The sequence below is a fragment of the Kitasatospora sp. DSM 101779 genome (assembly GCF_025655475.1).
Taxonomy (GTDB): Bacteria; Actinomycetota; Actinomycetes; order Streptomycetales; family Streptomycetaceae; genus Kitasatospora.
In genome coordinates, this window is the sequence record NZ_JAHTIK010000001.1 from 7,472,515 (window position 1) to 7,485,613 (window position 13,099).

General features: G+C 74.5%; 15 protein-coding genes. 4 read left to right on the forward strand and 11 right to left on the reverse strand.

The window, feature by feature from the left end:
* Window positions 1–93: 93 nt before the first annotated feature.
* A complete protein-coding gene (locus tag KSNIM_RS33900) occupies window positions 94–789 on the forward strand; it encodes a CBS domain-containing protein (protein WP_263106991.1) in 696 nt (231 codons plus the stop codon).
* A gap of 101 nt (window positions 790–890) precedes the next feature.
* Here KSNIM_RS33900 and KSNIM_RS33905 read toward each other — a convergent pair whose 3' ends face one another.
* From KSNIM_RS33905 to KSNIM_RS33925, 5 genes are all read right to left on the reverse strand, one after another.
* Window positions 891–1,520 (reverse strand): helix-turn-helix domain-containing protein, encoded by a 630-nt coding sequence (locus KSNIM_RS33905; RefSeq protein WP_263106992.1) that lies wholly within the window; start codon window positions 1,518–1,520, stop codon window positions 891–893.
* Between the two features lie 96 nt (window positions 1,521–1,616).
* Window positions 1,617–2,063, reverse strand: coding sequence for a universal stress protein (locus KSNIM_RS33910; protein WP_263106993.1), 447 nt, complete (start codon window positions 2,061–2,063; stop codon window positions 1,617–1,619).
* Between the two features lie 24 nt (window positions 2,064–2,087).
* Window positions 2,088–2,369, reverse strand: coding sequence for a DUF1876 domain-containing protein (locus KSNIM_RS33915; RefSeq protein WP_263106994.1), 282 nt, complete (start codon window positions 2,367–2,369; stop codon window positions 2,088–2,090).
* A 186-nt stretch (window positions 2,370–2,555) separates the two neighbouring features.
* Window positions 2,556–3,122 (reverse strand): rhodanese-like domain-containing protein, encoded by a 567-nt coding sequence (locus KSNIM_RS33920; RefSeq protein ID WP_263106995.1) that lies wholly within the window; start codon window positions 3,120–3,122, stop codon window positions 2,556–2,558.
* A gap of 75 nt (window positions 3,123–3,197) precedes the next feature.
* Window positions 3,198–3,983: a sulfite exporter TauE/SafE family protein gene (locus KSNIM_RS33925; protein ID WP_263106996.1), complete on the reverse strand. Its 786-nt coding sequence runs from the start codon at window positions 3,981–3,983 to the stop codon at window positions 3,198–3,200.
* A 299-nt stretch (window positions 3,984–4,282) separates the two neighbouring features.
* On the opposite strand from KSNIM_RS33925, the gene KSNIM_RS33930 reads away from it, so the two are divergent.
* Window positions 4,283–5,665 (forward strand): MBL fold metallo-hydrolase, encoded by a 1,383-nt coding sequence (locus KSNIM_RS33930; protein ID WP_263106997.1) that lies wholly within the window; start codon window positions 4,283–4,285, stop codon window positions 5,663–5,665.
* A 113-nt stretch (window positions 5,666–5,778) separates the two neighbouring features.
* Here the strand turns inward: KSNIM_RS33930 and KSNIM_RS33935 are convergent, their stop codons facing one another.
* Together KSNIM_RS33935 and KSNIM_RS33940 are read right to left on the reverse strand one after the other, a co-directional pair.
* On the reverse strand, window positions 5,779–7,023 hold the full coding sequence (locus tag KSNIM_RS33935; RefSeq protein WP_263106998.1) for a GNAT family N-acetyltransferase: 1,245 nt from the start codon (window positions 7,021–7,023) through the stop codon (window positions 5,779–5,781).
* A gap of 138 nt (window positions 7,024–7,161) precedes the next feature.
* Window positions 7,162–7,524 carry a thioredoxin family protein gene (locus tag KSNIM_RS33940; protein WP_263106999.1) on the reverse strand — a complete coding sequence of 121 codons (363 nt, stop codon included), beginning with the start codon at window positions 7,522–7,524 and terminating at the stop codon, window positions 7,162–7,164.
* Between the two features lie 189 nt (window positions 7,525–7,713).
* Here KSNIM_RS33940 and KSNIM_RS33945 point away from each other — a divergent pair, with 189 nt between their 5' ends.
* Together KSNIM_RS33945 and KSNIM_RS33950 are read left to right on the forward strand one after the other, a co-directional pair.
* Window positions 7,714–7,980 carry a metal-sensitive transcriptional regulator gene (locus KSNIM_RS33945; RefSeq protein WP_263107000.1) on the forward strand — a complete coding sequence of 89 codons (267 nt, stop codon included), beginning with the start codon at window positions 7,714–7,716 and terminating at the stop codon, window positions 7,978–7,980.
* Window positions 7,981–8,077: 97 nt separating this feature from the next.
* The gene (locus tag KSNIM_RS33950; protein WP_263107001.1) at window positions 8,078–8,812 is read left to right on the forward strand and encodes a hypothetical protein; all 735 of its coding nucleotides are present in this window, start codon (window positions 8,078–8,080) and stop codon (window positions 8,810–8,812) included.
* Between the two features lie 568 nt (window positions 8,813–9,380).
* Here KSNIM_RS33950 and KSNIM_RS33955 read toward each other — a convergent pair.
* The 4 genes from KSNIM_RS33955 to KSNIM_RS33970 all read right to left on the reverse strand — a co-directional run bounded on the left by KSNIM_RS33955 (window position 9,381) and on the right by KSNIM_RS33970 (window position 13,097).
* A complete protein-coding gene (locus KSNIM_RS33955) occupies window positions 9,381–10,220 on the reverse strand; it encodes a universal stress protein (protein WP_263107002.1) in 840 nt (279 codons plus the stop codon).
* A gap of 212 nt (window positions 10,221–10,432) precedes the next feature.
* Window positions 10,433–10,924 carry a hydrogenase maturation protease gene (locus KSNIM_RS33960; RefSeq protein ID WP_263107003.1) on the reverse strand — a complete coding sequence of 164 codons (492 nt, stop codon included), beginning with the start codon at window positions 10,922–10,924 and terminating at the stop codon, window positions 10,433–10,435.
* Window positions 10,921–12,267 (reverse strand): Ni/Fe hydrogenase subunit alpha, encoded by a 1,347-nt coding sequence (locus tag KSNIM_RS33965; RefSeq protein ID WP_263107004.1) that lies wholly within the window; start codon window positions 12,265–12,267, stop codon window positions 10,921–10,923. The genes KSNIM_RS33960 and KSNIM_RS33965 overlap by 4 nt, the downstream gene beginning before the upstream one ends.
* Complete coding sequence (locus KSNIM_RS33970; protein WP_263107005.1) at window positions 12,264–13,097, reverse strand: oxidoreductase; 834 nt, start codon at window positions 13,095–13,097, stop codon at window positions 12,264–12,266. Before KSNIM_RS33970 ends, KSNIM_RS33965 begins: the two co-directional genes overlap by 4 nt.
* Window positions 13,098–13,099 lie beyond the last annotated feature (2 nt).

The following is a 13,099-nucleotide window of genomic DNA, read 5'->3' on the forward strand; positions in this document are numbered from 1 at the left end:
CGGCCCGGCAGGCAGGACCGAACGGCCCTGCTCCGACCGGGACGGGCCGACGGACAGTGGAAGTGCACACCCGACGAGGGAGGAGCAAGGACCATGCAGCACCGGAGCGTTCACGACGTCATGACCCAGGAAGTGGTGACCGCGCGGCCGGACACGCCGTTCAAGGAGGTCGTGGGCCTGTTCCACCGCAACGACATCACGGCCGTCCCGGTCCTCGACGAGCAGGACCGGCCGATCGGCATGGTCTCCGAGGCGGACCTGATCCGCAAGGAGGCGGTGCTGCCCGACCCCGAAGGCCGCACACCGGGCCGCTGGCTGCCGCCGAAGGACCGTGCCCGCGCCGAGGCCGAGACCGCCGGAGGGCTGATGACCACCCCCGCGGTCACCGCCCGGCCCACCTGGTCGGTGCCGGAGGCCGCCCGGCAGATGGACAAGCACAAGGTGAAGCGCCTCCCCGTGGTGGACGAGGCCGGCCGACTCGTCGGCATCGTCAGCCGCCGCGACCTGCTGCAGGTGTTCCTGCGGCACGACGCGGCGATCCGCGAGGAGATCGTGCACGACGTCTTCGGCCAGATCCTCTGGACCCCCTCGGAGGACGTCCGGGTCACCGTGCAGGACGGTGTCGTGAACGTCGCCGGCCGCCTCCCGCGCCGCAGCCTGATCCCGATCGCCGAGCAGCTGTGCCGGGCCGTCGACGGAGTCGTGGCCGTCCATCAGACCCTCGACTGGACCGAGGACGACACCGACGTCCGCCTGGAGCATCCGCACGCCTACCAGGCCGGCAGCTGACGCCGGAGCGTACGACGCCACGGACCGCCGTCGCCACGACGGCGGTCCGTGGCGTGCGGCGGTGCCGCCCGCCAAGTTCGCGGGCGGCACCGGTCACGGTCTCAACGGGCGGCCGCGGGGCCGTCGGTGCGGATGGAGCGTCCCGTCACCGACGACGTCCGGATCCGGACGAGGACGTCGCGTCCCTCACCGACCCACGGATCGGGACGACCCCGGTGCCTCAGGTACTCGACGGCCTCGGACCCGTCCGGCCGGATGGCGGTGCCCTTGACCAGGACGCTCCAACCCGAGCTCATCGCCTCGTCGATGCGGTCCGCCTCGAAGGCGAGGGGTGTCCCGGGCTCCGGGCACACGCTGCTCCCCTCGGCGGTGCGGTAGACCACCGACCCGTCCATCACCCGGAAGTTGACGGGCAGTGCAACGGGACCGTCCGGGGCGGACAGCACCACCCTGCCGACCCCGCCGGAGGCCAGCTTCGCCCAGCACTCCGCCGGCGTGAGCTCCTCGACCACCGGGTGCGCGGCGGCTGCCGAACGCCCCGGCGGTACCTCCGCACCGGCGCCCAGCAGTTCGCCGACCGACACCCCCAACACGCCCGCCAGGCGGGTGAGGGGCGCCGAGTCGGGCACGGCGGCGGACGACTCCAGGTACTCCAGGTACTCCACCGCCATCCCGGCCCGCTCGGCCACCTCCTCGCGGCCGAGGCCCAGCCGCTCCCTGCACAGCGTCACACGCCGTGCGATGTCACCCCGTTGCCCGGTCGGGACTCCTGCCGTCCCGCTGCCGGTCGGCTGCCTGGGCATGGTTCGCTCCTCTTCCACCGAGGCCTAGTCGCCGCGCACGATCAGGACCGGGCACGGTGCGTGCTGTGCGCAGTGCTGTCCCACCGAGCCGAGCAGGGCACCGGCGAATCCACCGATCCCGCGGCTCCCCACCACCAGGAGGACGACGTCCTGCTCGCCGGCCTCCGACAGCAGTACCTGCGCCGGAGTGCCCCGGGCGACCCTCGTGCTGATCCCGACCGTCGGCTCGGCGCCGGCGACCTTCGTCACGCTCTCCGCCAGCACCCTCGACGCGATGTCGTCCATCGCCTTCTCCCCCGAGGCCGGGACGTCCGCGCCCCACCCCGTGAACGGCGGTTCCCAGGCGATGACCGCCCGCACCGTGTCGCCGGTCAGTTCGGCCTGGCGGACCGCCCAGTGCAAGGCCCGCCGGGACTGCTCCGAGCCGTCCACGCCGACGACGATCGCCCGTGCCTGCCGATCGGTGGTCATGACTCCTCCTCCCGCCCGTGCACCTCAGCGGCCCGCGGCCGGCGTGTTGGCGGCGGCGTCGTGCATGCCGGCCACCAGCAGCTGGTGTCCGAGCTCCACCAGGGCGCGCCCGGCCGCGTACTCGTCGCCGATCTCCGGGACGGCGGCATCCTGCGGGCTGCGACGGGCGCTGCTCCGGCTCTCCAGGACGTTGTCGCCGGTGTCGAGCACGCCGTGTGCGGTGGTCGTGTCCCCGGACTCGAACAGGTCGAGCTTCAGCGTCCAGGTCTTGACGTGCATCGGCGTTCGGGCCGGTTCTCCGGTCATCGTTTCCGTCGCCTCCTCCGGCATCCTGCGGGGTGGGGCGTGTGACCCACCGGGCGGGGGACGCTGCGCCTGCGTCCGTACCACCAGCGTCGGCCGGGGGCCGGCCCGCCGCTGGGGCCGTTCGACCCTGATCCCGTGGACGGATGGGCACGGGCCGCCCGTCCACGGGGCACATGGTCCGCAGGGTCAGCCGCGGAGGCCGGCCAGGGTCGCCTCCAGATCGGTGCCGGCCGACCGGGGGCGGTTGTGGGGGAGCCTGCCGAGCAGGTTGCCCAGGGCGCAGGTGTCGGTGAGGGCGGAGAAGGCGAGCCCGGCGCCGACCGCGGAAGAGATCCAGCGGGCGCCGGGCCGTACGAGGTCGGCCAGGACACCGGCGAGGACGAGGCTGCCGGCGACGAGGCGGACCTGCCGGTCCATGGCCCACACGGCGCGTGCACCGGGGACCCGGTCGAGCGGGTGGCCGTCGCCGGCCCAGGCCGAGGTGCCGCCGGTCAGCGTGAGAGCGGTGACACCGGCGGCGGCGAGCCGGTCGCAGGCGGTCCGGGAGCGGTTGCCGGATGCGCACACCACGGCGATCCCGCCCCTCGCGGCCACGGCGCGCAGGGCGGGCAGGGCCTCGTCGAGGCGGTCGAGCGGGACGTTGTGCGCGCCGGGGACGTGGCCCGTGGCGTACTCGCCGGGGGAACGGACGTCGATGACGGTGAGGTCGGCGAGGCGCGGGTGCAGCTGCTCGACGGTCACGGGGGTGGTCATGGTGCGGGGGAGTCCTTCCGAGTCATCGGGGCGGGGGCCGCCCGGGCGGGGGCACCGGGCGGAGCAGGGGGCCCGTCAGCGCAGGGCGTCGACGAGCATCAGGGCCGCGACGGCCAGCAGCGCGACGGCGAAGGCCGTCTGCAGCGTGCGGCCGCCGAGGCGGTCGGCCAGCCGCTTGCCGTCCCAGGCGCCGAGTACCGCAGCGGCGGTGAAGGGGGCGACGACGGCCCAGTCGAGGGAGCCGGCCGTGCCGATCCGCGGGACGAGCGCGGCCAGTGAGTTGGCGGAGATGACCAGCAGGCTGGTGCCGACGGCCTCGGCCATGGTGAAGGCGAGGACGGAGACCAGGGCCGGGACGGCGAGGAAGCCGCCGCCCACGCCCAGCAGGCCGGTGACGGCGCCGAGGCCGGCACCCGCGGTGGCCGAGCGTGCCGGTCCGCTCGCATCCGGCCGCTCGTCCGGCCGGTCCTCGGGGCGGTGCCGTGCGGCGTCCTCGGGCTTGCGGGCGGAGGCCAGCATGCGCCAGGCGGCGAGCGTCGCCAGTGCCGCGAAGGCGACGGTGAGCAGGGTGGCGGGCAGCAGGGAGGACAGCGCCCCTGCGGCCGCCGCGACCGGGAGGCCGGCCGCGGCGAACAGCAGACCGGTGCGCCAGCGGACGCGGCCGGCCCTGGCGTGCGCGAGCAGGCCCGTCAGCGAGGTGACGGCGACGATCAGCAGGCTGGCGGTACCGGCATGGGCGGGGGTGAAGCCGAGCAGATAGATCAGGGCGGGGACGGCGAGCATGCTGCCCCCTCCGCCCAGGCCACCGAGCGCCAGACCGACGACGGCGCCGGCGACCAGGGCGAGCACGAGCGCGGTCATGCGAGCCGCCCCTGCGGGCCGTCCGCCGCGACGGCGGGCGGCCCGGCCGCAGGGGTCGCCTGCTGCGGTGCGCGCGGCTGGGGGGACAGGAGCATGGGGTGCCTCCGGGGACGTGCTGCAGGGCGACGGGCCACGGTGCTCGATGCCGACAACGGCTCCGGCCGGGCGGGGAAGGGGGGCGGGCCGCGTGACGACGGCGGCCGATGAGCGCCGCCCCTTGCTTCCGATAATACCCATGGGGGTATCTTGGAGGGCAAGGGATACCCCCCACCGTATTTTTTCGAGCAGGAGAGATCCACGTGTTCTTCGCCCAGTACTACCTGGACTGCCTCTCCCAGGCGTCCTACCTGGTCGCCGACGAGACCACCGGCCGCGCTGTGGTGGTGGACCCGCGCCGTGACATCGACGAGTACGTCGCAGACGCCGAGACGCACGGCTTCACCGTCGAGGCCGTCGTCAACACCCACTTCCACGCGGACTTCCTCGCCGGACACCTGGAACTGGCCGCCCGCACCGGCGCCTGGATCGGCTACGGGCGGCGAGCGGAGACCGAGTACCCGATCCGCAAACTCGCCGACGGCGAGCGGATCAGCCTCGGCGACGTCGCCCTGCAGGTCATGGAGACCCCCGGCCACACCCCGGAGTCCATCAGCCTGCTGGTCTTCGAACACGCCGGGGACGCCGTTCCGTACGGGGTGCTCACCGGCGACGCGCTGTTCATCGGCGACGTCGGCCGCCCCGACCTGCTGGCCTCCGCCGGCAGCAGCGCCGACGAGCTCGGCCGGATGCTCTACGACAGCGTCCAGCGCAAGCTGATGGCCCTGCCCGACGAGGTCCGGGTCTTCCCCGCCCACGGCGCCGGGTCCTCGTGCGGCAAGAACCTGTCGACCGAGCGGCAGTCCACCATCGGCGCCCAGCGCGCCACCAACTACGCCTGCGCGCCGATGAGCGAGGAGCGGTTCGTCGCCATCGTCACCGCGGGCCAGTCCGCGGCGCCGGGCTACTTCGGCCACGACGCCGTGCTCAACCGCCGGGACCGCGCCCTGTTCGACACCGCCCGCGCCCACCGGCCGCTCACCGCCGAGGAGTTCCGCAGCCGCCGCGCTGCCGGTGCGGTCGTCGTCGACGCCCGCAGCCCGCAGGAGTTCGCGGCCGGCCACCTGCGCGGCGCGATCAACGTCCCCGTCGACGGCCGCTTCGCCGAGCAGGCCGGCGCCGTCCTGTCACCGGACGCCGAGATCCTGGTCGTCGCGCCCGAAGGCCGCGAGGACGAGGTGGTGACCCGCCTCGCGCGCATCGGCTTCGACCGCACCGCCGGCCACCTCGACGAGCCGGAGACCACGCTCGTCGGGTTCGCCGACGACCTCACCCCCGCAAGCCGCCTCACCGTCGACCAGCTGCGGACCGAGCTCACCGCCGAGCGGCCACCGCTCGTCGTCGACGTCCGCACCTGCACCGAACGCGCCGAGGGCGCGGTCGAAGGCTCCCTGCACATCGCCCTGAACGAGCTGCCCCGCCGCCTGTCCGAACTCCCGGCCGACCGGCCCCTCGTCCTCCACTGCGCCGGCGGCCACCGCTCCTCCATCGCCGCCAGCCTGCTGCGTCACTCCGGCTTCGCCGACGTGTCCGACCTGCTCGGCGGCTACGGCGCATGGGAGGCCGCGCACCGGGCCGCGGCCTGAGCCCGTGCACACGGGCGGTCCGTGCGCACCGGGCGGCCCGTGCCGGCGGGGCCCACCCGGCCTCCTCCGGGCCGGGTGGGCCGCGGCGACAGTGCCGGTCGGCCGACGCGGGGTCAGAACCAGTGCAGGCAGTGCGGGGAGCGATCGGCCGCGAAGAGGGTGTCCGCGAGCGCGGCCGCGCCCGGGCGGTGGGCCCGGACGTGTCCGGCGCGGACCAGCGTGCTCGGGGTGGTGCCGCCGAGGTAGATCGAGCCCAGGTCGCTCACGTCCACGGACAGGTCGGGCTCACGGTCCGTCGGCACGCAGTCGGCCTTGCCGTTCCGGACGGCCAGCAGGTAGCGGCCGTGCTCGCCGAGGAACGGGTCGTCGACGTCGAGGACGAGCTCGCCGTTTCCGGACCAGCCGCGCTCGGTGAGCGCCCGCGGGACGTCCAGCAGTCGTACCCAGAGCCAGTCGGTGTCGCCACTCACCTCGCCCGCGCGGAAGTCCTCCAACCGCCAGCGCAGCGGGTGCCCGGTCGGGACGTGCTTGAACACGACCCGGCCGACCAGGTCGTGTTCGAGCAGGAACCCGGCCAGGGCGGTGTGGACGGCGTCGTCGGCGGTGATGATCTCGTCGACGGTCAAGGTCTCGGACTCGCCGAGCGCGTAGCTGGCGTACCCGTCCGGGACGCCGTCACAGTCCCGGTGGACGGCGACATAGCGCGGCGCCGGAGAGACCGGGGGCTGTCCCGCACCGGAGGACCACCAGCGGTGCGGCCGGGACAGCGCACCGGGCTGTGCGCGGCGGTAGCGGTCGTAGACCGCTTCGAGGAGGTCGCCGCACTCGGCGCGCCGCATCACCTCGATCGAGCCTGCCGCCGAACTCGTCGCCGAGCCGGTCTCCGCGACCTCGGCCGCTCCGCGTGCCCGGGAGGCCGCGAGGGCCGACCGGTGGCACGCAACCGTCAGTCGCGCCGTGTAGGTCGCCGGCCCGTAGCCGAACCTGCGGTAGATCCGGGCCTCGGACGCCAGCAGGACGGAGAGGAACTCCCCACGGCCGCGCAGGTCTGCGAGCTGATGGGACATCATCGCGGTGAGGACGCCCCGCCGGCGGTGCGAGGGCAGGACGCCGACGCCGGTGACCCCGGCGGCCGGGGCGAGGGTCCCGCCGGGGAGGGTGAGCTCGAAGGAGTACGCACCGGCGGTGCCGACGGGCCGGCCGTCCGCCGTCACGGCCATGAGGTTGCGGTCCATCTCGAGCGCCGCCCACCAGACCCCGCCGCCGTCGACGGGGGTCTCCGGGAACCGCCCGAACGCGGCATGGAGCGTGTCGACGAAGACGTCCAGGTCCTGGTCGCTCGTGGGACGGATGTGCATGGCTGCGGCTGCCTCCTCTGAAGACCGGCACCACGCCCCGTGGTGTCCCGCCACAGTGCAGCCGTACCGCGGTGCCGGGTCAACCGGATTTCACCGGGGGAGGGCCAGTCCGGAGGTGGCGGCCGTGCGGTGCCGCCGTCAGGCGGCCGTGTCGGCGACCTTCCGGCGGATCTCGTCCATGTCGACCGCACGGATCCGCCGGACGAGGTCCTCCAGGGCGGCCTCGGGCAGCGCACCGGGCCGGGCGTACAGGACGATGCCGTCGCGGACCGCCATCAGGGTCGGGATCGACGAGATCCCGAAGTCCGACGCCAGCCGGCGTTCCGCCTCGGTGTCGACCTTGCCGAACACGATGTCGGGGTGGTTCTGCGAGACACGTTCGAAGACCGGCGCGAACAGCCGGCACGGGCCGCACCACCCGGCCCAGAAGTCCACCAGCAGGATGCCCTCGCGGGTGGCGATCTCGTCGAAGTTCGTCTCGGTCAGCTCGACCGTGGCCATGGCCGCTCTCCTTTCCGAAAATACCCCCTCGGGTATGCAAGCGCCGACAGGCGACCGACTGTTCCCGTGCGGGTGTGGCCGGATGCGCGGTCCGTGCGGACGGTGCGGTCGCGAGCCCGGCCGCGGTCCCGGGACATATACCCCACGGGGTACACTGGACTTTCGCCCGACACAAGCGGAGGTGCAACAGTGCAGGTCGACGACGATTCGGTCGGTGCGGTCCTCAACCGCCTCCGCCGGGCCCAGGGTCAGCTCGCCGGGGTCATCGCGATGATCGAGGCAGGGCGCGACTGCAAGGACGTCGTGACCCAGCTCGCCGCGGTCTCCCGTGCGCTCGACCGGGCCGGGTTCAAGATCGTCGCGAGCGGCATGCGGCAGTGCATGGCCGCCGCCGACGGCGACACCCCGCCGATGACCGAGGCCGAACTCGAGAAGCTGTTCCTCGCCCTCGCCTGACGGGCCCTGCCCTGCCGGGCGTGCACCTCGGCTGCGCGGGGCTTCCCGTGACGCGTCTCGACGGGCCGCGGGCCCGTCGGCGCGCGACGATGGAGGCATGGACGGGACTGCATCGCCGGGCCCGGCCGGCCCGCCGCAGGCCCTGCTCGACACGATGGCGAACCTGGCGCGGTTCCACCGCGAGCACGAGGAGTTCTACGCCTCGGCGCCCCGCGAGCAGGCCGTGCTGCTCCAGCGCGATGCACGGACCCTGCTGGCGCTGGCCGACCGCTGGTCCGAGGGCCGGCCGGCAACTCCCTCACCGCTGAACCCGTTCGAGGGTGCCGAGGACCTCACCGCGCCGGTGGGCATCCAGCTGCGCGGTGTCCTGTTCATGGAGGGCGAGGGCGAGCCGGTCGAACTCGCCCGTCTCAAGCGGGATCTCGTGCGGACCGCGGACGACCTGCGGTCGGGTGCCCGGTGGCTCGCCGAGGCGATGCAGGCGTCGTGGGACAGTGCGCGGGCGCTGCTCGACCTCCCCGATTTCGCGGACCTGCTGGGCGAGCGGCACCGCATCATCGCCAACGACTGGCAGGCGGCCCACCACGCGGACCTCGCCGGGTTGTTGCTGCAGCGGGCCGCCGACGTCCTCGAACGGGTCGAGCTCGGCCCGGCAGTCCTCAGGGCGGACCTCGCCGCCGGCCCGGTCGGCCCGCAGCGGCTCTACTCGGCGGCCGAGCTCGTCGCCCGCGCCGCGGACCTGCTGAGCGAGTCGGCCGGCCTCGTGCACGACAACGAGCGCCGCTGGCGCGCCTTCCGGGCCCGGGTCGACGAACTGCGTCGCGACGTCTGACGGTTCATCCGCGACCCAGCAGCCTGGCCAGAAATCCGCGGCCCCTCCCCGCACTCCTGTCGCAGGCGCAGCGGTCGCCCTTGGGTACGCCGGCCAGGACCTGCTCGACGTGCATCCCGCAGCCCGCGTAGCTCGCCTTGCCGCAGGTGCGGCACATCGTTCGTCGGCACATGGTGGAACTCCCGGTCTCGTGTTTCTGGGGCCTTGACTGTGAATGATACCCCCTGGGGTATGTTCCGCGTACCCGCGTACCCGCGTACCCGCGTACCCGCGTACCCGCGTACCCGCTCCCTGGGGTGGTCGCACGACAGCGCCCTGCGGTGCGCACCAGGTCAGCGGCTGACGACCGGCCCGACCTGGGGTGCTGCTCCTCCGGTGACGGCGCGCACGACCGCGCCGTCCGGCGGAGCGGCTGGCCGGGCACCGGGACGAGGAGACGGAACTGCTCCCGGCCGGCCCCGCAGCGCTCCGGGTGCGGGGTGTGCCGCTGTCCCCCGTCTCCTGCCACGCGCCGCGAGGCCGCGCCCCGAGCCGAGCCGCCGGGGGCCGGCCGCCCGGCCCGCGCCGCTCAGGTGGCGGGGACGACGGCCACCGGACAGGTCGCGTGCTGGACGGCCGCGTGCGCGACGCGGCCGAGGCGCGGTGCCGGACCGCTGCGGTGGCCGCCGCGGCCGACCACGACGAGCCGGGCCCGGTCGGAGTTCGCAGCCAGCGCGTGCGCCGGACCGTCGGGGACACAGCGCTCCACCACCGTGACGCCGGGGTGCTGCTCGCGCCACGGCAGCAGCGCTGCGGCCAGCGCATCGCGGTCCGCGGGCGCCCCGCCGTCCGCGTGCAGCGCGAGCAGGGGCGCGGAGTGCCGTTCCGCCGCGGCGAAGGCGAACTCCAGGACGTTCTCGTGGCCGGCCCGCAGGCTCACCCCGGCCACGACCGCGCCCGAGAGAACGGCCGCTCCCGAGGGTGCGGCCGCGTCCTGGGGTGCGGCCGTCCGCCCGAACTCTCGGACCAGGACCACCGGCGCCTCGGCGTGGGCGGCCGCGTGCAGGGCCACCGAACCGAGCAGGTGGCCGCGGACGGCCCCCAGACCGCGGGATCCCACCACCAGGAGTGCGGCCTCGCGCGCGGCGGGCAGCAGGTCAGCGGGTGATTCGGCGGGTACGAGTCTGGTCAGGACCAGAACATCGGGGTACTGCTCCCGCAATTCGCTCTCCACGTCCTGCAGCAGGCGTTCCCCGGCGAGGGCCTGCTCGCCCTCCCGGGCGGTCTGCTGAGCGGTCATCGGCGGCAGGACCCACACGTGGAGCAGCCGCACGGGCACCTCGCGCAGCTGGGCCTCGCGGGCTGCCCAGTGCGCGGCGGACCTGCTCTCGGGCGAGCCGTCGAGGCCGACGGCGATCTCCTGGTGCACGGTTCACTCCTGTTCGTGGCCGGTGGCGTTCCGTTCACTGCTGTGCGGCCGCGTGCGGGCCCACGGCGGGCTCCACCGGCGGGCGGCCCGGTGTCCGGCGGACGGCGACCACCCCGTCGTGCGACACCTCCAGTCTCGGCTCGGGTGGCGGTCGCCGCAGGGCCGGTCGGCCCCCGTCCTGCGGAGGACGGCCCGTCGGTGACGGTGGAGGATCACCGCACACCGCCGGACGGCGGCCTCGGTCGCTGCCCGGCCCGCACGGAGTCGGCCACCAACCGGACGAGGGCGGGCAGTGCCGACCGGACGGGGCCGGTGAGACCGACCCCTGCGGTGAAGTCCGCACCCTCGACCGCGTGCACGACCAGTGCGCGCGGCAGCCGGTCGAGGGCGGCGGCCAGGGCCACCGTCTCCGCGAGGCCGAGTCCGTGCGTACTGGCGGTCGTGGCCGCCAGCGAGGCGGCCCGTTCGGCCCGGACGGTGTGCAGCCGGCCGGGGCGCCCGGCCGGGGAGCGGAGCGCCTCGGCGACGACCACGGTGTCGGCCGGCCGCCACATCTCCAGCAGCCGGCCGGGATCGCCGTCGCTCACCGCGAGGACCGCGGCCGCCGTGCCGCGTGCCCTCAGCGCCTCGACCACGGCCGGCCCGGCCCCATCGTCACGGCGGAAGGGGTTGCCGACCCCGATCACCACCACCCGGCCGGTCATTCCCGTTCCACCGTCAGGTCGAGGAAGTGCGCGGCGCAGGAGATACACGGGTCGTGGTTGCGGACCGCCCGCTCGCACAGCGCGACGAGTTCCCCGTCCCCGACCGCGGAGCGGGACCGCGCGAGCCGGGCTCCGACCTGGCGGCGGAGGTCCTCCTCGACGGCCGCCTGGTTCTGCGCGGTGGGCGGCACGATCCGCGCCCGGGTGACGGCGCCGTCGGGGCCGAGCGCGTAGCGGTGGTACAGCAGGCCGCGGGGTGCCTCGGTGACGGCGCAGCCGACGGCCTCGCGGACGGGTACCGCCACCTGGGCCCGGGCCGGCGGCCGGTAGCCCTCGATGATCAGCAGCGCCTCCTCCAGCGCGTGCACCACCTCGACGGCCCGGACCACGATGCTGCGGTACGGGTTGCGGCACACCACGCCCGCCGTGGGATCGCCGAGTCCCGAGCCGCGCGCCGCCTCCGCGGCCGTCGGGTGCAGCCAGCGCCCGTTGAGTGCGTAGCGGGCGAGGGCTCCGGTGAGGTGCGGGCGGCCGTCCAGCCTCGACTGGAGCGCCGTCGAGTACGGCACCTGCTCCTCGACCACGCGATTCTCGAACTCCGTGACGGGAAAGCTGCGCCGGCCCTCCCTGCTCTCCGGCGCGGGCAGCACGGCGGGCGCGCCGGAGTCGATCGCGTAGCGGCCCGGGTCGTGCAGGGCCAGGAACTCGCCGTCGAACGAGGCCTCCGGGAAGTCGAAGCCGCCGACCCAGCGCACCGTTTCCAGCGCCTCGTCCCGAGCCCGGCGCAGTCGCTCGGCCAGTGGGACGAGTTCGGTCCGCGACGGGGTCCGGTAGAAGCCGCCGACCCGGACGTTGACCGGGTGGATCGGCCGCCCGCCGAGCACCTCCACCACCGCGTTGCCCGCCTGCTTGATCCGCAACCCGCGTTCCACGGCCGCCCGGTGTCCGCGGGCGGCCTCGACGGCATCGGCGCAGCCGAGGAAGTCGGGGGCGTGCAGCAGGTGGATGTGCAGGGACTGACTCTCGATCCATTCGCCGTAGTACAGCAGCCGGCGCAGCTGCGCCACCGGTCCGTCGACGGTGACTCCGCAGGCCGCCTCGATGGCCTGGCATGCCGTCATCTGGTACGCGACCGGGCAGATCCCGCAGATCCGGGCGGTGAGGTCGGGGGGCTCGGTGTGCCCCCGGCCGACCAGGAAGGCCTCGAAGAAGCGGGGCGGCTCGTAGATCCGCAGCTCCGCGGCGACGACCTCGCCGCCCCGCAGACGCAGCCGGACGGCCGCCTCGCCCTCCACCCGGGCCAGGGCGTCCAGGCGCAGCACCCGCGAAGGCCCGCGGCTCACCGCGGCTCCTCCGTGCCGAGCCCCTCGGCGATCTCCGCGACCGGACCGTACTCGGGCGCCGCGGCGTTGAAGGTGCGGAAGACACGGACGACGTCCCGCTCGGACATGCCGTCCCGTCCGAGTTGACGGATCATCGACTCCAGGTTGGGGTCGGCCACCGGCCCGAAGCACCCGTAGCAACCGCGCTTGTACGTGGGGCAGATCGCGCCGCATCCGGCGTGGGTGACCGGGCCGAGGCAGGGTGTGCCGTGGGCCACGGTGACACAGGTGGTGCCGCGGATCTTGCACTCGTAGCAGACGCTGTGCGCCGGGACGCCGGGCTTGCGTCCGGCCAGGTACGCCGTGATCACCTCGATCAGCTGGCGCCGGTCGATCGGACAGCCGCGCAGCTCGAAGTCGACCGGGACGTGCGCCGAGACCGGGGTGGAGGTGTCGAGGGTCGCGATGTACTCGGGTCGGGCGTAGACGGCGGCGCGGAACTCGGTGACGTCCGCGAAGTTCCGCAGTGCCTGGACGCCGCCGGCGGTCGCGCAGGCGCCGATGGTGACCAGGCGACGGGAGATCCCGCGGATGTGTCGGATGCGCCGGGCGTCCTCGTCCGTGGTGATCGAGCCCTCGACCAGTGACAGGTCGTACGGCCCGGCGCCCTGCAGGCCTGCCGCACCCCGGGAGCCCGTGCCCTCGGCGCTGCTCATCTCCAGGAAGTGGGAGATGCTCACCCGCCCGGCCAGCGGCAGCAGTTCGTCCTCGCAGTCGAGCAGGGTCAGCTGGCAGCCGTCGCAGGAGGCGAACTTCCACACCGCCAGGGTCGGCCGGTCGGCATCGTCCATGT